The sequence below is a fragment of the Ruegeria sp. HKCCD7628 genome, assembly GCF_057221005.1.
Genome location: NZ_JBWVBA010000001.1, coordinates 166,519 through 186,449, shown reverse-complemented (window position 1 = coordinate 186,449; position 19,931 = coordinate 166,519). Strand labels below are relative to the sequence as shown.

The following is a 19,931-nucleotide window of genomic DNA, read 5'->3' as shown; positions in this document are numbered from 1 at the left end:
GCTATGAAATTTCTCGATCTTGCAAAGGTCTACATCCGGTCCGGGGCCGGTGGGGGCGGCTGCGTCAGCTTCCGGCGCGAAAAATACATCGAATATGGCGGCCCTGACGGCGGGGACGGCGGCAAAGGCGGCTCGGTCTGGGTTGAGGTTGTGGACAGCCTAAACACCCTGATCGACTTCCGCTATCAGCAGCATTTCTTTGCCAAAAACGGTCAGCCCGGTCGTGGGCAGCAGCGTACCGGCAAGGATGGCGATGACATTGTCCTCCGCGTGCCTGTTGGGACCGAAATTCTGGACGAGGACGAAGAGACCGTCATCTGCGATCTGACAGAGGTCGGGCAGCGCGTGCTGCTAGCGAAGGGTGGCAATGGCGGTTTTGGCAACCTTCATTTCAAGTCAGCTACCAACCAGGCTCCGCGCCGGGCCAATCCGGGGCAGGCGGGGATCGACCGCACCATTTGGCTGCGGCTGAAGCTGATCGCCGATGTGGGTCTGCTGGGCATGCCCAATGCGGGCAAATCGACCTTTCTGGCGGCCACTTCGAATGCACGGCCCAAAATTGCGGACTATCCGTTTACGACCCTGCACCCCAATCTGGGCGTTGTGGGAGTAGATAACGTTGAGTTCGTTGTTGCCGACATTCCTGGCCTGATCGAGGGCGCGCATGAGGGCCGCGGCATTGGCGACCGTTTTCTGGGCCATGTCGAACGCTGCGCCGTACTGCTGCATCTGGTCGATGGCACCTCGGAAACCGTGGCCGAGGATTACCGCACCATCATTCACGAGCTTGAGGCTTACGGTGGTGAGTTGGCCGAGAAACCCCGGATCACCGTGCTGAACAAGGTCGATGCTCTGGATGATGAGGAACGCGAACTGGCCAAGTCTGAGTTGGAAGACGCCGTGGGCGGCCCCGTCATGACCATGTCCGGCGTCGCGCATTTGGGCGTGACCGAGGTTCTACGCGCCCTGCGTTCAGAAATCGACGACAATCGCCTTCGTCACAAACCCGCCGAGGAGGCCGCGCCTTGGCAACCCTGACTTCAGCCAAACGTCTGGTTGTGAAGATCGGGTCTGCCTTGCTGGTGGATCGGGATACAGGGTTGTTGCGGTCTGACTGGCTGAAGTCGCTGGCGCAGGATGTGGCGTGGCTTAAAGGGCAGGGGACGGACGTCATTTTGGTGTCCTCCGGCTCGATTGCTCTGGGGCGTGGGGTTCTTAGCCTACCTATGGCGACATTGCCGCTGGAACAGTCTCAGGCGGCTGCGGCCGTTGGGCAAATCCGTCTCGCCCGCGCCTATGAAGAGGTTCTGGCCCCGCATAACATCACCACCGCGCAGGTTCTGGTCACGCTTGAAGACAGTGCCGATCGCCGTCGTTACCTGAACTCACGCGCGACGCTTGAGACGCTGCTTGGCCTGGGCGTCGTCCCGATTGTCAACGAAAACGATACAGTTGCCACGGATGAGATCCGATATGGCGACAATGATCGTCTGGCTGCTCAGATCGCTGTCACCGTAGGCGCAGACCAGTTGATCCTGTTGTCTGATGTGGATGGGTTCTATACCGGGAACCCGACCGAGGACAGCTCGGCGACCCGTTATGATGTGATCGAACAGATAACGCCCGAGATTGAGGAAATGGCCGGTGACGCCGGTTCGGGTCTTTCGAAGGGCGGGATGAAGACCAAATTGCTGGCGGCCAAGATGGCGACAGCTGCAGGTTGCGACATGGCGATTACTGAAGGGTCGACCTTAAACCCGCTGAAAATGCTCGAAAATGGCGCAAACTGCACGTGGTTCACGGCCACCGTCGATCCGCACGCGGCGCGCAAACGTTGGATATCAGCCATGAAACCCCGTGGTGAGATCGTGGTGGATGCCGGCGCGGCCAAAGCACTTGGCAATGGCAAAAGCCTTCTACCTGCGGGTATTGTCGAAGTGACCGGCGATTTCGGGCGCGGCGATCCGGTGGCGATCATAGATCCGCAGGCGAGGCGTTTGGCCCAAGGTCTCAGCCGCTATACCGCGCAGGAGGCAGACGCGATCAAAGGGCGCAAATCATCCGAGATCGAGGCGACGCTAGGCTATCCGGGCCGCGCCGTGTTGATCCACCGGGACGATCTGGCGCTGTAGTTAAAGAAAGGCATGTAAGATGAAGGATTTCGACAGCATTCCCGCCCTGATGACTGATTTGGGTGTGCGCGCCAAAGCGGCCTCGGCCGAACTGGGCTTTGCCAGTGCCGAGCGTAAACACGCGGCCCTGATTGCCGCTGCCGATGCGGTCTGGACGCGACGCGCCGAGATCATTGAGGCCAACGCGAAAGACCTGGAGTTTGGGCGCAACAAGGGTCTGAGCCCGGCGATGATGGATCGCCTGATGCTGGACGAAGCCCGAATTCAGGGCATGGTCGACGGTCTGCGCACCGTTGCCGATCAGGCTGATCCGGTGGGCGAGGTTCTGACCGAATGGGACATGCCGTCAGGTCTGCATATCCAGCGCGTACGGACGCCTCTGGGCGTGATCGGCGTCATTTATGAAAGCCGCCCGAATGTGACAGCGGATGCGGGTGCGCTTTGCTTGAAATCGGGCAATGCGGTGATCCTGCGTGGCGGTTCGGAAAGCTTCCATTCCTCAAGCGCGATCCATGCCTGTCTGGTCGAGGGTCTGAAGGCTGCCAACCTGCCCGAAGACGCGATCCAGTTGGTGCCCACACGCGACCGAGCAGCCGTTCAGGAACTGCTGACGATGACCGACTATGTCGACGTGATCGTCCCGCGCGGTGGTAAAGGGTTGGTGGGCCTTGTCCAGCGTGAGGCGCGAGTGCCCGTGTTCGCGCATCTGGAAGGCATCGTGCATATTTATATCGACAAAGCTGCCGACCCCGCCAAAACAATCGAGGTCGTTCTGAACGCCAAAACCCGCAGGACGGGGATCTGTGGAGCAGCCGAATGCCTGCTGATCCATCAGGACGTTGCTGAAACTTTGGGCCGGGATGTCATCCAAGCTTTGTTGAGTTCAGGTGTCGAAGTCCATGCCGAGAGTGGTTTGGAGATGAACGGAACGATTGCAGCGTCGGCCGACGATTGGGGAAAAGAGTTTCTCGACGGTATCATCGCCGCCAAACCTGTTGCCGATATTGACGCGGCTATTGCGCATATCCGGCAGTACGGCTCTGACCATACAGATTGTATCATGACCGAAGATGCAGAGGCCGCTGCGCGGTTCTTCGAACGTCTCGACAGTGCAATTCTGATGCACAACGCCTCGACGCAATTTGCCGATGGTGGAGAGTTTGGCATGGGCGCCGAGATAGGTATCGCCACCGGCAAGATGCATGCCCGCGGACCTGTGGGCGCTGCTCAGTTGACCAGTTTTCAGTATCTGGTCCGCGGAAACGGGACTATTCGGACCTAGAACCGTATCTCAACGCGGGTTGAGGTTGTATCCACCGCAACCCGCCGTCCCATATAAGTCGCGGTATCGGGGAGCAGGGCGAACTGAACGTGGGCAGGCGTGACCTTGTTGGCAAACCGCCCGCGGGGCAGGTTATTCCATAAGTCGTTGTCGATGTTCAATTTGTCCGCGATACCCGTGACGGACCAGCGGTCTACATCATTGCGAATGAAGACTTCGCCGCCGAACGGCATTGCGCTTTCGCAGCACATCAATGCCAGAAACGCCAATTTGACCTGATTGCGCGGCACAGCTTCGGTGAGGTTCCAGTTCACCCGCACACGTCCGGCTCGTTCTACATCTTTCAGCAAATCGCTGACTTCAGTCCGCCCCAAGGGTTGATCCCCAGCGGACCCAAATGCCACGCGAAAGAATCTGATCCGCGCGCCAGCGCTGCCGACACTGCCCGAGATCAGCTCCATCTCGGGGCCTCGGGTGCCGCCAACCATTTCCAGCAGTTCAAGCCCGTTGGTGATCGCGCCAATAGGGCTGGTCAGGTCGTGACAGATGCGCGAGCCGATCAGCTCGGCCAGGTTGACGTCTGTAGCGCTCATGCGTACCTCCTGCTGTATCTGCCGCCGGACCTGGAGCCCAGTCATGTCAGACCTCAATGCCATTCTTGCACCGGGCATGTTTGTCCGCCACCCCGATTTCCCCGATTGGGGCATTGGACAAGTGCAGTCCAATATCGGTGGCAAAATCACCGTGAACTTCCGCGAGCAGGGGAAAGTGGTGATTGACGGATCGCGCATCGCCCTGATGCCCGTCTTTGATCCGTGAAACTGGTTTAGGAAAGGTTAACGCGCGGTCGGTTGCGGCCCATGTTGCCATTCCCCCGATACCTGCGGTATCAGCCCTGAAACCACAGGGACGTTCTGATGTCGGGTACAGGCCCATCCTTCACCGTCAAACTCGCCGAGACCGAGGCCGAACTACGTGCCGCGCAGCGGCTGCGCTATGACGTCTTCGTTCGCGAACTGGGTGGTGGCGGAGAGATGGTTGATCACGACGCAGGGCTGGAACAGGACCGGTTTGATCCGTATTTCGACCATATGCTCGCCATCGACGACCAGACGGGCGAAACTGTTGGTGTTTACAGACTGTTACCGGGTGAACGTGCAGCAGATCTGGGTCAGTTTTATTCCGAAGACGAATATGATGTCAGCGTCCTTAAAGACAGCGGTCGCAAGCTGTTGGAATTGGGGCGATCCTGCCTCCACCCTGACTATCGCGGCGGCACGGCAATGTATTATCTGTGGAACGGTCTGGCCGCCTATGTGAACGCGCGCCAGATTGAAGTTCTGTTCGGCGTCGCCAGCTTTCATGGCACTGATGTTCAGGCGCTGGAGCAGCCTCTGTCGATGTTGCATCACAACCACCTCGCGCCGCCAGACCTGAGGGTGCGGGCGCAACCCGATGTGTTTCAGCCGATGGACTTGGTGGACGTGGATGCGCTGGATCGCCGTGCAGCCATGGTGCAGGTTCCAGCGCTGATCAAAGCCTATCTTCGGCTGGGCGGGTTCGTGGGCGAGGGCGCTTTTATCGACCATGCTTTCAACACAACGGACGTGTGCCTGATCCTGGACACAGCGCGTATGAACGAGCGCCAACGGCGCATCTATACCGGAGCATAACACTTGAGCGACGCATCCTGGCACAGCGAAGACGCGCCTGATCCCATTGAGTTGGGCCTTATCGGCTGGATTCTGGTCATCTTGCGTGGTCTGCCTCTGGCGGTGTTAGTCTTCGGCGGTCTGATTGTTCTACTGACCCTGCGCCTGATCGAACGACCGATTTACGGTGTCCGCCGCCCCATCACGCCCTTCATCACACAGTTTGTCTGTCGCAACGCTTTTCGCATTCTAGGAATGGGGTTCCGCAGTTCCGGAGAGTTGATGACTCAACGTGGGGCAGTGGTGGCCAATCACTCCTCGTGGTTGGATATTTTCGCGCTAAACGCCCGCAAAAGGGTCTATTTCGTCTCAAAAGCCGAAGTGGCGAAATGGCCTGGTATCGGCTGGCTTGCCCGCGCCACGGGTACCGTCTTCATCGAACGCAACCGTAAAAAGGCGCGCGAGCAAACCTTATTGTTTCAGGAACGCTTGTCCGCAGGTCATAAGTTGGTGTTCTTCCCGGAAGGCACCTCGACCGATGGAATCAGGGTTTTGCCCTTTAAAACAACACTCTTTGCAGCGTTCTTTATCGATGAACTGCGCGAATTCATGTATGTGCAGCCCGTTTCCGTGATCTATCATGCGCCCGTTGGGCAACCCAACAGGTTCTATGGCTGGTGGGGAGATATGGATTTTGGCCCGCATCTGCTGAAAACGCTGGGCGCCCGTCGACAAGGTTGGGTCGAGTTGATCTACCACATACCCGCCAAGGTCAGCGATTTTGAAAACCGCAAAGCGTTGGCTGCTCATTGCGAGGAAGCCGTCCGTCATGCCCATAGCTTGGCGCGGCTTGAAAAATAGGGGCGAAAGCCTCTTGCGTTGCACCAAAACCTGCCGTATACGCGCGCCATTCAAACCCGCAGGCGGGGTTTGGGCCTTTTGGAGGGAGACATCCTCATCAGGCCCGCCGGTTGGAGCATCCGCTTCTTTCACCCCCGCCAAGGCGTAAACCGGAAAAGGAAAATAGCATGGCTCTTCCCGAGTTCACCATGCGTCAGCTGCTGGAAGCTGGCGTTCACTTTGGTCACCAGACACAGCGTTGGAATCCCCGCATGGGCCCGTTCATCTACGGCTCGCGCAATGGCATCCACATCATGGACCTGACCCAGACCGTTCCGATGCTGGATCAGGCGCTGCAGGCCGTTCGTGACACCGTTGCAAAAGGTGGCCGCGTTCTGTTCGTTGGTACCAAGCGTCAGGCCGCTGGCCCGATCGCCGAAGCAGCTGAAAAGTCAGCTCAGTACTACATGAACCACCGCTGGCTGGGCGGTACGCTGACCAACTGGAAAACCGTTTCTCAGTCGATCAACCGTCTGAACCAGATCGACGAAGCAATGGAAGCCGGCGCAGAAGGCCTGACCAAGAAAGAGCGTCTGGGCATGGAGCGTGACCAGCAGAAGCTGCAGGCTTCGCTGGGCGGTATCCGCGAGATGGGCGGCGTTCCTGACCTGCTGTTCGTCATCGACGTCAAAAAAGAAGCACTGGCCATCGCCGAAGCCAACAAGCTGGGTATCCCGGTTGTGGCTGTTGTCGACACCAACTGCTCGCCCGACGGTGTTGACTACATCATCCCCGGCAACGACGACGCAGCCCGCGCCATCGGTCTGTACTGCGACCTGGCCGCACGCGCGGCTCTGGACGGCATGACCGCTCAGATGGGTGCTGCTGGCGTGGACCTGGGTGCATTCGAAGAAGCACCGGTTGAAGAAGTAGTCGCCGAAGAAGCCCCCGCGGAAGCAGAAACACCTGCCGAAGCGTAAGCTGCCCGTCACGTAAATGACATATGGGGCAGGGTAGACCTGCCCCAATTCCGTTTGATTTGAGGAGAGCCGAAAGATGGCAATCACAGCAGCAATGGTTAAAGAACTGCGCGACAGCACAGGCGCAGGCATGATGGACGCGAAAAAAGCGCTGACCGAAACCGGCGGCAACATGGACGAGGCCGTTGACTGGCTGCGTACCAAAGGTCTGGCCAAGGCGGCCAAGAAATCCGGTCGTACTGCCGCCGAAGGTCTGGTTGCTGTTCACGTCAACGGTGGCAACGGTGTTGCTGTCGAGGTGAACTCGGAAACCGACTTCGTTGCGAAAAACGCTGAGTTCCAGGAAATGGTCGGCAAGATCGCATTTGCAGCCGAAGGCGTTGCAGATGTTGACGCTCTGCTGGCGGCTGACCTGGGTGGCAAATCCGTTGCCGACACTCTGACCGACAAGATCGCCACCATTGGTGAGAACATGTCGGTGCGCCGCATGGCGAAACTGTCGGGTGACACTGTTGTGTCTTACGTCCACAACGCAGCCACCAACGGCATGGGCAAAATCGGCGTTCTGGTCGCTCTGACCGGTGGCGACGAAGCGATCGGCAAGCAGGTTGCGATGCACATCGCAGCTGTGAACCCGGCAGCTCTGTCCGAGGCGGACATGGATCCAGCTGTTGTCGAGAAAGAAAAACAGGTTCAGATGGACATCGCCCGCGAATCCGGCAAACCGGAGCAGGTGATCGAGAAGATGATCGAAGGCCGTATGAAGAAATTCGTCGCGGAATCGACCCTTCTGAACCAGTCGTTCGTTGTGAACCCTGACCTGACCGTTGAAGCAGCCGCCAAAGAAGCAGGCGCAACCATCACCGGCTTTATCCGTCTGGAAGTTGGCGAAGGCATCGTAGTCGAGAAAGAAGACTTCGCAGCCGAAGTTGCTAAAGCCGCGCAAGGCTAAGATGTTTTGTCGGAACCCTTACGGGGGTTCGGCACCTTATCGGAACCGGTCACGCATAGCGTGGCCGGTTTTTTCGTTTGGCAATAAAAAAGACGCCGCAGCGCCTGGAATTTAAGGATAGGGTTGGGGGGCCCCGCATGATGGGGATGGTCGAGGCCCCCCAGTGTTTCCGGCAAAGGTACGTGGACGAATAGACGCCCCTGTGCCAGAGCGGTTGGAGAGCCCTGAAATTACAAAGATCCAACCAAATGTTCCCAGGCTAAAGCCACCACTCACGGAACGATCTCATTTTGCAACTGTAGACCCGGATTCGGAAAGTCATGTTTTCCTTACCTAAGGTAAGTTGATGCAAATTAGCGTCAAATTCCTGGTGTTATGCCTCTATTTTGAACATCTGATTCTGCAATGACGCCTTCAGTACAGCCTGAGCGGTGGTTTCAACCGACAGCGATTCTCGGGCTAGCCTCAAATGCTTTTCGACTGTCGCTGCGGTTAGGCCCATCAACAGGGCGATATCTTGCGTGGTCTTACCATCCCCAACCCATTCCAGCGCTTCACGTTGGCGATTGGTCAACGCTCGATTCGGAGCATTGTAGGGCAGCGTAAGAATTTTCAGATGCGCCACGTTATTCATGAGAAGAATGTCATCGCCATGTTCAGCCCAGATCGCATCGACTTCTTGTTGTGACCGGCCGCCAGAGGCAGAAAGCGAGATCGCACCTTTCGATCTAAAAGAAACCGAGTTGAAGCTGACCGTATAGCCGGCAACGACCCCCAACGACCGATTGAACTCGACCACTTTCCGTTCTTGCGGCGATAGGGTGCCATCCAAAAGCATGTCCTGCGTCATTTGCCAGCTTGCAGCGCCTTCGTTCTCAAGCGCCCATTTCAACATAGGGGCATTGAAATAAAGCCCATCTCGCAGGAACCCATCCAAGTAGTCCTTGCCATGGTTCGTCAGGATCGTGAAGTCCTCGGGGTCACCCAGGGAAGTTTCCGTTTTGTAGCGCGTAAAGCCGTATAGCAGGCGATCAAACCCATATCCGGCCATCTGACGGCAATGGGCATCCCAAAGCTCCTCAAGCGATTTGACATAGCTGAGAAAGTGCAAATAGGCGTCCAGCTTCATGCGCCAACCTCGCCGTCCAGATAGCCCACCAGTGCGTCCAGTGCCAATACGTAGCTTCGCGTTCCAAAGCCGCAAATCTGACCCAACGCAACCTTCGAGATATAGGATTTGTGTCGGAATTGCTCTCGCGCATGAATGTTTGACAGATGAACCTCAACCACCGGCAGGTCGACAGAAGAAATCGCGTCCATCAGAGCAATAGAAGTATGCGTATAAGCTCCAGCGTTCAGAATAATTCCGTTCTGGACACCTTTCGCTGCATGGATCGCGTCGATCAATTCGCCCTCATGATTTGACTGCAAGGTTGAAACGTCAATTCCTATTTTTTTTCCATGGTTAAAGCACAATTCCTCAACCATTTTTAAAGTGGCGCTACCATAAACCTCGGGCTGGCGCGTCCCCAGCAAATTCAAGTTTGGGCCGTTCAAAATCAGAGCTTTGTGCATCGTCTCACTGTTCCCATTTATGAGTTTCTTAAACACGAAGGGGTGCCCGAGTCTACTGCCCGCGCACTTATCGCGCGAGCAGGTGTGTTTCTAAACAACGTAGACCGCCTCTGATGTGGAAGTTTCAGGGCATCGACACGACGACTTTACCCAGCACGGACCGATCTGCCAGCTTCACCAGCGCGTCTTGCGCTTGTTCTAGTGGGAAAGTGGCGCTGATTTGCGGTTTGATCTTGCCTTCGCCATACAACCTGAACAAATCGTTGATGTTTTGCGTGTGACCCGCTGGATCCCGGAACACGGATGCTCCCCAGAAAACACCGACAATTTGGCACCCTTTGAGAAGCGGTAGGTTGAGGGGTATCTTGGGAATTCCGGCGGGAAACCCGACTACAAGGTATCGACCATTCCACGCCATACTGCGCAGTGCAGGTTCGGCATAGTCGCCTCCGACCGCGTCATAGACCACGTCCACACCCAAAGGTCCGGCCATTGCCTTGATTTCACCCGAAAAGGCTTTCTGCGCATCGCGGTCCATCTGATGGTCGTAGACGATCACCTCATCTGCACCAATCTTACGGCAGAATTCGGCTTTTTCTTGCGAAGATACAGCCGCAATCACCCGCGCACCCTGTGCCTTTGACAATTCAATCGCAGCTGTCCCAACGCCGCCCGCTGCGCCCAAGACCAAAACAGTTTCGTCTGCCCGCAGGTGCGCCCGGTCTTTCAATGCATGGTAAGAGGTGCCGTAGGTAAATATGAAACAAGCCGCATCCTCGAACGGCATCGATCGCGGAAACTTAACCGCTGTCGACGCCTTGATCGTCATATGAGTTGCGAATCCCCCATGGCCGGTCAAAGCAAGAACACGGTCCCCGACCTCGTAACCCGCGACATCCTCACCAATGGCCAGAACTTCGCCCGCAATCTCACCACCGGGTGCAAAGGGTCTGGGGGGCTTGATCTGGTACAGGTCTCGGATCATCAGAGTGTCGGGGTAATTGACCCCAGCGGCCTTAACACCAATCAGCAACTCGCCTTTTCCCGGTTCCGGATCGGGCAGGGTGGTGAGTTCCAAAGTTTCCGGTCCACCCGGGGCGACGCTGAGTAAAGCTTGCATGTTGGCCCTATTGTCCTTGTTATTGATTCAGGAGGAAGTTTGGCGCAGCAGCGGGTGTTGTCAAGAAACCGACGAGGTGCAACCCTCGGTCGATCAACAGCATGCGATTGCGCCAAATAAATGATCGAGGAGCACACTATGACGCCCGAAGCCCTATTTTCCTTGCATGGAAAGACAGCATTTGTGACCGGGGGCGCCACCGGAATTGGACGCATGGCTGCAGAGGCATTGGTTCGGGCCGGTGCGCGGGTTCTGATTGCGTCGCGCAAGGCTGACGCTTGTGAAGCCGTCGCCGCGGAACTAAACGCTCTGGACGCGCCGGGAACCGCCGAAGGGTTCGGTGGAGACGTTGGGACAAAGGAGGGCATCGAAGCGTTGGCGTCCGAGGTTCAAAAGCGGACGGACCGACTTGATATCCTTATGAATAATGCCGGTGTATCTTGGGGTGCGCCGATGGGACAATTTCCCTATGAGGCATGGGACAAAGTCATGTCGGTCAACGTTGCGGGTATCTTTGATCTGACCCAAAAACTGTTGCCAATTTTGATGAAGTCCGGAACCCCCGAGGACCCGGCCCGCGTGGTCAATGTGGGCTCGGTGATGGGTGAGGTGCCAATGGGCGATGGCGCATACAGCTATTCGGCTTCGAAAGCGGCTGTATTGCATCTGACCAAGATCATGGCAAAGGAACTGTCTCCGTATCACGTGACCGTCAACGCGCTGGCTCCTGGTCCTTTTGTGTCGCGGATGACCGCCTTTGCAACGGCCGACACAGATACACGGGACAGGGTGGGTAAATCGGTTCCACTGGGCCGCGTCGGCAGCGAAGACGATATCGCAGGATGCATGCTGTTCCTGTGCGGCCGGGGCGGGAGTTATGTAACGGGCGCGGTCATTCCTGTCTCTGGTGGGATCAATGTTGTGACCGCCGGAAACATTTTCGCCGAAGCGCTTTAAGATCGCATTGGAGGGAGCTGAAATGGCGAATAGTTCGACATTGGACCTTGATGCCGTTGACCGGTATCTCAGCGCACATTTGGAAGGGTATCAAGGCCCTCTGCAAGCCACCAAGTTCGATGTCGGGCAATCCAATCCCACCTTCGAATTGCGCACGCCTGCGAAGACTTATGTGCTGCGTCATAAACCGCCCGGTACGTTGCTGAAATCCGCGCATGCTGTCGATCGCGAGTTTCGTGTTCAACGCGCGTTGGCAAACACCAACGTCCCGGTTCCCGAGATGTACCTGCTGTGCGAAGACGACGGCGTTATTGGTTCAGAATTCTACGTGATGGAACGTCTTCAGGGGCGGGGTTTTCTCGAGCCCACCATGGACGGCGAAAGCAATGAAACCCGAACAGGGGTTTTCGCCGAAATGAACCGTGTGCTGGCCGAACTGCACATGGTCGATATCGACGCGGTCGGCCTGTCTGACTACGGGCCTCCTGGAAACTACTTTGAACGGCAGATAGCGCGGTGGACCAAGCAGTACCGAGCCTCGGAAACCGACCGGATCGATGAGATGGACAGGCTGATTGCCTCTCTTGAAACGTCGTTGCCTGCGGATGACGGGCAACGGACATTGGTTCATGGCGACTACAGGATCGACAACATGTTGTTCGAGCGTGACGGAACGCGTTGTATAGGTGTTCTTGATTGGGAGCTATCGACAATCGGACATCCTTACGCAGACCTGGCCGCTGTCATCATGCAGTGGCAAATGCCGCCCGGAAAAGAAGGCCGCGGATTGGCAGGATTAGATCGAGAAAGCCTTGGTATCCCTTCGGACCATCAGTTTATCGCAGAGTACTGTGAGCGCCGAGGGCTTCCGGCCATCGACAATTTTGGGTTTTATCTTGCTTTCAACTTCTTCCGCATGGCCGGTATTTTGCAGGGCGTTTACAAACGTGCTCTAGACGGTAATGCCTCTGATCCAAAACGTGCTATGAAATTAGGATCTTATGTTCCGATGTTCGCGCAATATGGATTGATGGCGATGAAGGCATCCTAACGATTTTCAAATGCTGGCCCTATGCAAGTTCCAGTTCGAGGTTCCCCAAACTGTTCTTGCCGAAAAACATCTCGGGCCCGCTGAAGAGGGTCGGCACCCCGAACACTCCGCGCCTGACAGCAGCTTTGGTTTGATCCTTCAGCTGCTGTTTCACATCCGGACTGCTGATGGCTTCGCGTAGTTTGCGGACAGGCAAGTCGTTCTCTTGCAGGATTTCGGTTAGTACATTGATCTCATCAACTTTTTGCCCATGCACCCAAATTGCATCAAAAACAGATTTTATGTATCTGTCTTCCCACGATTTTCCAGAGGCATAGATCGCGCCGCGCATGGCGAATTTTGTATTGATTGGAAAATGTGGACTCATGTGAAAGCTCAGGCCGCGGCGCCTGGCAAAACGATGCAGGTCATGCGTCAGATATGCTGTTTTTTGTCTGTTTTCGGAATAAGCTTGAAACGGGCCCTGATTGTTGGTGGCCTTGAATATTGTGCTTAGCAAAACCGGGACGTTGGTCACTGAAACATCGTGGCGGTTCGCCAGTTCAGGAAGAACCTTGTGTGCCAGATAGGCATTTGGACTGCAAAAGTCGTAAACGAATTCTATGGTTTGTGTCACTTTTCTCACTCCCGACCGGTAATCGTTGAAAAAGCACTCACCACAAAAACGAATCTGTTGTGTGACGAGCTTACCATCTCGCCGCAGTATTCAGCCCAGTCTAAATGGGTTTGCTTGAATTTCTCTGTTCATTTTGGGCGTCCTTGCGCAGTGTAAGGCACGTGTATTTCAGGAGACCTAGCCCCCTATGATTTGTGCGCCTAGCTTTGACGCTGATCGATTGGATCGTATCCGGATCTGGATGCAGCGCTACGTTGATGACCGGAAATATGCCGGTAGCTCGTTTCTCTTGCGCCAAGGGCAAGACGAGGTTCTGTTCCGTGCTGCCGGACACCGCAGCAAAGAACATAACCTGCCATTCGAAAGAGATACGATCGCTCGCATTTATTCGATGACAAAACCCGTTACATCGGTCGCTGTTATGATGTTGGTTGAACAAGGGTTGATCCACTTAGATGCGCAAGTATCAGACTTTATTACCGAATTTCGGAATGTTCAGGCGCTGATCCCCGGTGCCGAACGTCTGGATCAAACCGAGGATACGCAACCCCCGACACTGCACCATCTTTTGACCCATACCAGCGGTCTAAGCTATCCGTTCAACCCTGGTGTCCTTCCCGCAGCGATGAACGAGATGGATCTCATCTTTTCAGCCGACCAAGGCCTCATTAAGGACCGGGTACGTGAATTGGCGACGCTGCCGCTCGCGTTTCACCCGGGCTCCCGTTGGGAATATTCAGTCGGGATAGACGTTTTGGGCCGCGTCGTCGAAATCGTATCTGGCCAACCGCTGGACAAGTTCTTCCAGGCTCAAATATTCGACCCGTTGGGAATGACCGAGACGGGATTCAAGGTTCCCAAAGGGGCAGGGGACAGGTTTGCGTCGCTCTACACACCTCTTTCCGGCGACGCCATGGCGCTGAACGCCGCCAAAGAAAGCACGGATACTCTGCGACTGGTGGACGAACCGGGCGCATCGCCGTTTGAACGAACCACCACCTTCTCGGGCGGAGGAGGTCTGGTCGGAACGATTGACGATTACGCAAAATTTGCGGACATGCTCAGAAACCGAGGCAGCCTGAACGGGCAGCGTCTGCTGGGGCCAAAAACTGTAGACTTCATGATGGTCAATCACTTACCGGGTGACATTGCATCGATGGGTCCACAGAGTTTCGCCGAACAGCCGATGGAGGGAACCGGGTTCGGTCTGGGCGGAGCAGTAGTTATGAACCCTGGCCGCACACGCACTCCGGGCTCGGTCGGAGATTTCAGTTGGGGTGGTATGGCCTCGACATTCTTCTGGTTGGATCGGCGCAATGACCTCACTGCCGTGTTCTTTACTCAGCTTTCGCCATCCAGCTCTTATCCGTCACGCGCTGAGCTCAAGGCGCTTGTCCTAGGGGCAATGTTTGATTGATCGGAACAGCGCTGATACCTGTCTCACACGACCCTAACGGAGAGCTGTCATGACCGAAGCCGAACGCGTTCTGCTGGACCTGTTGAATGTCGAAAGGCTGGAGGTTGACTTGTATCGCGGCACCGGTTCCGGCGGTGAAACGCCTAAACGGATCTTTGGCGGGCAGGTCGTATCGCAGGCCCTTGCCGCAGCGTACAGGACCGTCGATGATCGGCTATGCCATTCGCTTCATGCCTATTTCATAAGACCGGGCGATCCAAGCATTCCCGTGATTTATCAAGTGGATCGCGCCCGAGATGGAGGTTCGTTCACAACCCGCCGCGTGGTTGCCATACAGCATGGCAAACAGATTCTGAACATGTCTGCTTCGTTCCATATTGTTGATGAAGGTTGGGATCATCACCACCCAATGCCCACGATGGAGGCGCCTGAAAGTTATCCAGCGCGCACTGATCTGAGGAACAAGTATGTCGATCTTGTTCCTGAAAAACTGCAGGGTGAGTTATTGCGAGAGCGTCCGATCGAAGTTCGTGAGGCAAGCCATTTAAATCCTTTTGCGCCGGAAAAGTCCGACGATCGAAATCAGGTATGGTTTCGGATGAATGCCGCAGCACAAGCAGATCAAATCACTCAACAACTCCTTCTGACTTATGCGTCGGATATGTATCTGATGAGCTCGGGGATGCGCCCCCATGGGTTAAGCTGGTTCACCGGCGAAGTGAATGGTGCCAGTCTGGACCACGCGCTTTGGTTCCATGCACCTGTTCATTTTGAGAACTGGCATCTCTATGCGATGGATTCGCCTTGGACCGGGCGAGGGCGCAACTTCAACCGCGGATCAATCTATTCTCTAGATGGCACACTGGTCGCTTCGGTTGCGCAAGAAGGTTTGATGCGCAAAGCCAAGAGGACAGTTTAGTTATTCTCGATAAATACTTGGTTTAACTTCCGCATTCCGCCAAGCCAGCGCTCATAGTCCCCGGCTTTGTGTCGGATGTAGTCCAACACCTGAGGATGCGGAAGGATCAGAAATTGCTCGGCCTCTATGCCTTTGACGCACGCATCAGCAACGTCCTCCGGCTCAAGCATGCCATCGATTGAGGCTACCGAGGTCTCATGACCTTTGGTCATATCGGATCGGACGGCCTGAGGACATAAGACAGACACGCGGATTCCTTTGTGACCATATGTCAAAGACAGCCATTCGGCGAAACCAACGGCGGCGTGTTTGGTGACGCCGTATGGTGCTGCGCCGGGCTGATTCAACAATCCGGCTGCAGACGCAGTCGTAAGGATGTAGCCGCCGCCACGCAACACCATGCGCGGCACCAGATGGCGCGCGGTCCAAACATGAGACATGACATTGATCTTCCAGATCCTGTCCCAGTCCTCGTCGGGGACATCCAGACCTCCTAACGTCAAAATACCGGCATTCGCGCAGAAAAGATCAATGGGTCCAATGTCTTCTTCGACGGTATTGATTAAGCCTCTGACGCTGGCTTCGCTGGATACGTCGCAGTGAAATGCGTGGCCACCAATCTCATTTGCAATGTCCGCAGCACCGGCGTGATCGAGATCCGAGCAAACAACTGTCGCACCTTCGGCAGCAAATCGACGGGCGAGACCTTCGCCGATACCTCCGGCTGCACCTGTTATAACGACGGTTTTGTCATTCAATTTCATAAATCACTCCAGAGCCACGGGTTCAATTCGTGATCCTATGGTATTGGTAAAGAATGGAAAGTTGCATTTCATTCCATGCTCGAAATTACCATAATACCAATTACGCGACAATTAGTAGAAGGCTTGTAGGCCCGTTTGTGCGCGCCCAAGGATCAACGCGTGGACGTCATGGGTGCCTTCATAAGTGTTTACGGTTTCGAGGTTCACCATATGCCGGATCACTTGGAATTCGAGCGATATTCCGTTGCCGCCATGCATGTCCCGCGCCAACCGTGCGATGTCCAAAGCTTTACCGCAGTTGTTGCGCTTGACGAGCGAGATCATTTCAGGCGCAGCTTCGGCTTGGTCCATAAGACGCCCGACCCGCAGACTGCCTTGAAGCCCAAGCGCAATTTCAGTTTGCATGTCGGCCAGTTTGCGCTGGAACAATTGTGTCTGGGCCAAAGGTTTGTCGAATTGCTTGCGATCCAACCCATATTGACGCGCAGCGTGCCAGCAGCATTCAGCAGCCCCCATCACACCCCAGCTGATGCCATAGCGTGCGCGATTCAGGCAACCAAACGGACCTTTTAGGCCCTGAACATGCGGCAACAGTGCTGTCTCATCCACCTCAACGCCGTCCAGAACGATTTCTCCGGTGATCGAGGCGCGTAGACTTAGTTTGTTCTGTATCTTCGGCGCGCTCAGACCCTTCAGCCCCTTGTCCAGGACAAATCCACGGATTTTCCCATCATGGGCGTCGGACTTGGCCCAGACTACGAAAACATCCGCAATGGGCGCGTTCGATATCCACATTTTGCTGCCGGTCAAACGGTAGCCACCATCAATTTTCTCGGCGCGGGTCTTCATACCGGCCGGATCCGAACCCGCATCAGGTTCGGTCAGGCCAAAACAGCCGATCCATTCGCCGCTGGCCAGTTTCGGAAGGTATTTGCGGCGCTGCTCTTCGCTGCCATAGGCATAGATCGGGTACATAACCAGCGAGCTTTGGACAGACATCATGGAACGATAACCCGAGTCGACACGCTCGACCTCGCGCGCAACAAGGCCGTATGAGACGTACCCGCCCCCTAGCCCGCCGTATTCCTCGGGGATCGTCGTTCCCAGCAGGCCCATCTGGCCCATTTCGCGGAAGATTTCAGGGTCTGTTTCTTCATTCTGAAACGCCTCGGTGACGCGTGGTTGCAGCTTTTCCTGCGCGTAGGCCCGCGCGCTGGCCTCGATCATGCGTTCATCTTCTGTAAGCTGATCTGTCAGCCGGAACGGATCGTCCCAAGCAAACCGGCCCATGTCCGGAGCATCCTTGGCGCGCAGGGTCGGTTTGGTATCGGGGGCATTCATGGTCCATCTCCGCTCTGTCAGGTTTGACGCAACCTAGCTTTACCGACAGGTAAAAGACAGAAAGAGTTTGGCAATACCTTATGAGAAAAACTCATAAGGTAACATGCGCCCTACCCCAACGCGTAACCTGCGCCGCGAACAGTTCTGACCGGGTCTGCACCGCCATGCTGAGTCAAAGCCTTTCGCAGGCGACCGATATGCACGTCCACGGTGCGTGTATCGACATAGATGTCGCGTCCCCACACCCGGTCGAGCAGTTGTTCGCGGCTCCAGACACGGCCGGGTTTTTCCATGAACGTGCTCAGTAGCCGGAACTCGGTTGGGCCAAGTTTCAGCGGCTTGCTGTTGCGACTGACTTTATGCGTTTCCGAGTCCAGGATGATATCGTCAAACTCTAGCCGAATGCCAACAGTCGCCGGGCGCACACGGCGCAATTGCGTGCGCACACGGGCCATCAGTTCGACCACCGAGTACGGCTTGACCACATAGTCATCCGCACCGGTTTCCAGACCACGAACCTTGTCGACCTCTTCCGTGCGGGCCGACAACATGATGATCGGAATTGAACGTGTGTCAGGGCGCGATTTGAGGCGGCGGCAGACTTCGATCCCGCTCAGGTTGGGCATCATCCAGTCCAACACGATGATATCCGGGCTGTCTTCATCCACCAGCAGCATGGCTTCGTCACCGCTGGCGGCCTTGGAGACGCGGAACCCTTCTGCCTCGAGGTTATAGGCCAGCACTTCACGCTGTGCCGGCTCATCCTCAACGACCAGAACTGTAGGCTGATCTGCAGACATGGATCAGATCTCCTGCGGGATTTGGGACGTCGTGTCCGCCTTTGGGCGGGCCTCGGTCGGGCGTTCGCCGGTCACCAGATAGACAACCTGCTCCGCGATCGCGGTGACATGGTCACCCATGCGTTCGATGTTCTTTGCGATGAAATGCAGGTGCATACAGGACGAGATGTTGCGCGGGTCTTCCGCCATGAATGTCAGAAATTCCCGGAATAACCCGTTATACATCTGGTCCACTTCTTCGTCGCGGTTAATGACGTCGGTCGCCAGTTCCGCGTCGCGCTGGATATAAGCGTCCAAAGCGTCGCGAAGCATCCGCTCGACTTCGCGCGCCATGCGGCGCAGGGCGGCGGCGCTGCCGTTGATCTCGCCCGCATTGACCAGAACCGTCGTCCGTTTGGCGATATTCTTGGAATAATCACCGATGCGCTCAAGGTTACCGGACACTTTCAAGACAGAAAGGACCAAACGCAAGTCGCTCGCAGTCGGCGCTCGCAGCGCGATCAGACGCGCGGTTTCCTCGTCAATCAACTCTTCCAACGCGTCGATAGCCTTGTCGCCCTGCCGGACTTCTTGGGCCAATTCTTCGTCTCTGGTCTCCAGTGATCTCGCGGCGCTCATGATGGCGGCCTCGACCAGCCCGCCCATCTTCATGATATGAGCCTGAATCGCCTCGAGGTCGCGGTCGAATGCGGATGCAATATGTTGTTCGCTCATGGTCTGATACCTGTCCTCAGCCGATCCGGCCGGTGATATAGCTTTCGGTGCGGGGATCTTCGGGGTTGGTGAAGATTTGCCCCGTCTCGCCGAACTCGACGAGGTTGCCGAGGTGGAAGAATGCGGTTTTCTGGCTGACCCGCGCGGCCTGCTGCATCGAGTGGGTCACGATCACCACCGAATAGCGCGAACGCAGTTCGTCGATCAGTTCTTCGACTTGCGCGGTTGCAATCGGGTCCAGGGCCGAGCACGGCTCGTCCATCAGCAGAACCTCAGGCTCGGTCGCGACGGCGCGGGCAATACATAGGCGCTGCTGCTGACCGCCTGACAGGCCGGTTCCGGGGGCGTCTAGACGATCCTTGACCTCATCCCAGATCGCACCACGACGCAGGGATTTCTCAACGATCTCATCCAGTTCCGCCTTGTTCTTGGCAAGGCCGTGGATGCGGGGGCCATAGGCCACGTTGTCATAGATCGACTTGGGGAACGGGTTCGGCTTCTGGAACACCATGCCCACCTTGGCGCGCAGCTGCACCGGGTCGACGCGCTTGTCATAGATATCCTCGCCATCCAGCAGGATATCGCCTTCGACCCGGCAGATGTCGATCGTGTCGTTCATCCGGTTCAGACAGCGCAGGAAGGTGGACTTGCCGCAACCCGACGGACCGATAAAGGCGGTCACGGTCTTGTCTTCGATCTGAACATCCACGTCCTTGATGGCGTGGGTGTCGCCGTAATAGACCTGAACCTTGTTCGCGGCGATTTTAATGGCTTTGGAGTCCACGGCTCTCTCCACTCGTGTCATGTCGTTCATAATAA

The 19,931-nt window shown here is 56.2% G+C and carries 22 protein-coding genes; 12 read left to right on the top strand and 10 right to left on the bottom strand.

All coding sequences use genetic code 11. The features are described from left to right. Positions 1-3 precede the first annotated feature (3 nt). From obgE to AC2TAD_RS00945, 3 genes are read left to right on the top strand one after another with little or no spacing between them, the layout of a single operon-like run. Complete coding sequence (obgE, locus tag AC2TAD_RS00955) at positions 4-1,038, top strand: GTPase ObgE (protein ID WP_170751238.1); 1,035 nt, start codon at positions 4-6, stop codon at positions 1,036-1,038. Next, on the top strand, positions 1,026-2,132 hold the full coding sequence (gene proB / locus AC2TAD_RS00950) for a glutamate 5-kinase (RefSeq protein ID WP_480865548.1): 1,107 nt from the start codon (positions 1,026-1,028) through the stop codon (positions 2,130-2,132). Before obgE ends, proB begins: the two co-directional genes overlap by 13 nt. Before the next feature lie 19 nt (positions 2,133-2,151). Continuing rightward, positions 2,152-3,414 (top strand): glutamate-5-semialdehyde dehydrogenase, encoded by a 1,263-nt coding sequence (locus AC2TAD_RS00945; protein WP_480865547.1) that lies wholly within the window; start codon positions 2,152-2,154, stop codon positions 3,412-3,414. Here the strand turns inward: AC2TAD_RS00945 and AC2TAD_RS00940 are convergent. Continuing rightward, positions 3,411-4,007, bottom strand: coding sequence for a histidine phosphotransferase family protein (locus AC2TAD_RS00940; RefSeq protein ID WP_480865545.1), 597 nt, complete (start codon positions 4,005-4,007; stop codon positions 3,411-3,413). The two genes, AC2TAD_RS00945 and AC2TAD_RS00940, sit on opposite strands and share 4 nt — an antisense overlap. Before the next feature lie 43 nt (positions 4,008-4,050). Here AC2TAD_RS00940 and AC2TAD_RS00935 point away from each other — a divergent pair, with 43 nt between their 5' ends. From AC2TAD_RS00935 to tsf, 5 genes are all read left to right on the top strand, one after another. After that, positions 4,051-4,233: a DUF3553 domain-containing protein gene (locus AC2TAD_RS00935; protein ID WP_170769740.1), complete on the top strand. Its 183-nt coding sequence runs from the start codon at positions 4,051-4,053 to the stop codon at positions 4,231-4,233. 98 nt (positions 4,234-4,331) lie between these two features. After that, entirely contained in the window at positions 4,332-5,087 is a 756-nt protein-coding gene (gene olsB, locus AC2TAD_RS00930; RefSeq protein ID WP_480865542.1) for an L-ornithine N(alpha)-acyltransferase, read from the top strand. A gap of 3 nt (positions 5,088-5,090) precedes the next feature. Continuing rightward, entirely contained in the window at positions 5,091-5,927 is an 837-nt protein-coding gene (gene olsA / locus AC2TAD_RS00925) for a lyso-ornithine lipid O-acyltransferase (protein WP_480865540.1), read from the top strand. A gap of 167 nt (positions 5,928-6,094) precedes the next feature. Next, positions 6,095-6,886 carry a 30S ribosomal protein S2 gene (gene rpsB / locus AC2TAD_RS00920; protein ID WP_170751223.1) on the top strand — a complete coding sequence of 264 codons (792 nt, stop codon included), beginning with the start codon at positions 6,095-6,097 and terminating at the stop codon, positions 6,884-6,886. 76 nt (positions 6,887-6,962) lie between these two features. Beyond that, on the top strand, positions 6,963-7,838 hold the full coding sequence (tsf, locus tag AC2TAD_RS00915; protein ID WP_170354186.1) for a translation elongation factor Ts: 876 nt from the start codon (positions 6,963-6,965) through the stop codon (positions 7,836-7,838). A gap of 373 nt (positions 7,839-8,211) precedes the next feature. Here tsf and AC2TAD_RS00910 read toward each other — a convergent pair whose 3' ends face one another. From AC2TAD_RS00910 to AC2TAD_RS00900, 3 genes are all read right to left on the bottom strand, one after another. Next, positions 8,212-8,967: a helix-turn-helix transcriptional regulator gene (locus AC2TAD_RS00910; protein WP_170751221.1), complete on the bottom strand. Its 756-nt coding sequence runs from the start codon at positions 8,965-8,967 to the stop codon at positions 8,212-8,214. Next, positions 8,964-9,413, bottom strand: a complete 450-nt coding sequence (aroQ, locus tag AC2TAD_RS00905; protein ID WP_480865538.1) for a type II 3-dehydroquinate dehydratase — start codon at positions 9,411-9,413, stop codon at positions 8,964-8,966. The genes AC2TAD_RS00910 and aroQ overlap by 4 nt, the downstream gene beginning before the upstream one ends. 124 nt (positions 9,414-9,537) lie before the next feature. Next, complete coding sequence (locus AC2TAD_RS00900) at positions 9,538-10,533, bottom strand: NADPH:quinone oxidoreductase family protein (RefSeq protein ID WP_480865537.1); 996 nt, start codon at positions 10,531-10,533, stop codon at positions 9,538-9,540. A 138-nt stretch (positions 10,534-10,671) separates the two neighbouring features. On the opposite strand from AC2TAD_RS00900, the gene AC2TAD_RS00895 reads away from it, so the two are divergent. Both AC2TAD_RS00895 and AC2TAD_RS00890 read left to right on the top strand, forming a co-directional pair. Then, positions 10,672-11,490 carry an SDR family oxidoreductase gene (locus tag AC2TAD_RS00895; protein WP_480865535.1) on the top strand — a complete coding sequence of 273 codons (819 nt, stop codon included), beginning with the start codon at positions 10,672-10,674 and terminating at the stop codon, positions 11,488-11,490. Positions 11,491-11,512: 22 nt separating this feature from the next. Next, on the top strand, positions 11,513-12,541 hold the full coding sequence (locus tag AC2TAD_RS00890) for a phosphotransferase (RefSeq protein ID WP_480865534.1): 1,029 nt from the start codon (positions 11,513-11,515) through the stop codon (positions 12,539-12,541). Between the two features lie 19 nt (positions 12,542-12,560). Here AC2TAD_RS00890 and AC2TAD_RS00885 read toward each other — a convergent pair whose 3' ends face one another. Beyond that, the gene (locus AC2TAD_RS00885) at positions 12,561-13,166 is read right to left on the bottom strand and encodes a DsbA family protein (RefSeq protein WP_480865532.1); all 606 of its coding nucleotides are present in this window, start codon (positions 13,164-13,166) and stop codon (positions 12,561-12,563) included. A 232-nt stretch (positions 13,167-13,398) separates the two neighbouring features. Between AC2TAD_RS00885 and AC2TAD_RS00880 the strand changes: the two genes are divergently transcribed. Next, positions 13,399-14,574 (top strand): serine hydrolase domain-containing protein, encoded by a 1,176-nt coding sequence (locus tag AC2TAD_RS00880; protein ID WP_480865531.1) that lies wholly within the window; start codon positions 13,399-13,401, stop codon positions 14,572-14,574. A gap of 49 nt (positions 14,575-14,623) precedes the next feature. Next, a complete protein-coding gene (locus AC2TAD_RS00875) occupies positions 14,624-15,493 on the top strand; it encodes an acyl-CoA thioesterase (protein WP_480865529.1) in 870 nt (289 codons plus the stop codon). Here AC2TAD_RS00875 and AC2TAD_RS00870 read toward each other — a convergent pair. The 5 genes from AC2TAD_RS00870 to pstB form a co-directional block, all read right to left on the bottom strand. Beyond that, positions 15,490-16,257: an SDR family oxidoreductase gene (locus tag AC2TAD_RS00870; RefSeq protein ID WP_480865528.1), complete on the bottom strand. Its 768-nt coding sequence runs from the start codon at positions 16,255-16,257 to the stop codon at positions 15,490-15,492. The genes AC2TAD_RS00875 and AC2TAD_RS00870 overlap by 4 nt on opposite strands. A 111-nt stretch (positions 16,258-16,368) precedes the next feature. After that, a complete protein-coding gene (locus AC2TAD_RS00865) occupies positions 16,369-17,598 on the bottom strand; it encodes an acyl-CoA dehydrogenase (protein ID WP_480865527.1) in 1,230 nt (409 codons plus the stop codon). Between the two features lie 110 nt (positions 17,599-17,708). Beyond that, positions 17,709-18,398 carry a phosphate regulon transcriptional regulator PhoB gene (gene phoB, locus AC2TAD_RS00860; RefSeq protein ID WP_170354175.1) on the bottom strand — a complete coding sequence of 230 codons (690 nt, stop codon included), beginning with the start codon at positions 18,396-18,398 and terminating at the stop codon, positions 17,709-17,711. 3 nt (positions 18,399-18,401) lie between these two features. Further along, the gene (gene phoU, locus AC2TAD_RS00855; protein WP_170354174.1) at positions 18,402-19,112 is read right to left on the bottom strand and encodes a phosphate signaling complex protein PhoU; all 711 of its coding nucleotides are present in this window, start codon (positions 19,110-19,112) and stop codon (positions 18,402-18,404) included. 16 nt (positions 19,113-19,128) lie between these two features. Continuing rightward, positions 19,129-19,926: a phosphate ABC transporter ATP-binding protein PstB gene (gene pstB / locus AC2TAD_RS00850; protein WP_170354173.1), complete on the bottom strand. Its 798-nt coding sequence runs from the start codon at positions 19,924-19,926 to the stop codon at positions 19,129-19,131. Positions 19,927-19,931 lie beyond the last annotated feature (5 nt).